The sequence below is a fragment of the Pseudomonas sp. HY13-MNA-CIBAN-0226 genome (genome assembly GCF_040310305.1).
In the GTDB taxonomy this organism is placed as follows: domain Bacteria; phylum Pseudomonadota; class Gammaproteobacteria; order Pseudomonadales; family Pseudomonadaceae; genus Aquipseudomonas; species Aquipseudomonas gregormendelii.
In genome coordinates, this window is record NZ_JBEOPS010000247.1 from 1 (window position 1) to 273 (window position 273).

Annotated in this window: 1 protein-coding gene; it reads left to right on the forward strand. The window is 65.2% G+C overall.

Translation table 11 applies throughout. From position 1 onward, the window contains the following. On the forward strand, positions 1-273 hold a 273-nt coding region (locus AAEZ05_RS28615; protein ID WP_350649965.1), incomplete at both ends, for an enoyl-CoA hydratase-related protein.

The following is a 273-nucleotide window of genomic DNA, read 5'->3' on the forward strand; positions in this document are numbered from 1 at the left end:
GTTGCAAGCATTGAACCGTGCGTTTGGCACCTTGCTGCAAGAGGTTCAGGCGCTGGCGCAAGTGGTGATCGTGGTGCTGCAAGGCGCGGTGCTGGGCGGTGGGTTCGGGCTGGCGTGCGTGAGTGATATTGCGATTGCAGCGGGCCAGGCGCAGTTCGGCTTGCCTGAGACCCGCCTGGGGTTGCTGCCGGCGCAGATTGCGCCGTTTGTGGTCAAGCGTATTGGCCTTACCCACGCGCGGCGCCTGGCGCTGACGGCGGCTCGGTTTGATGG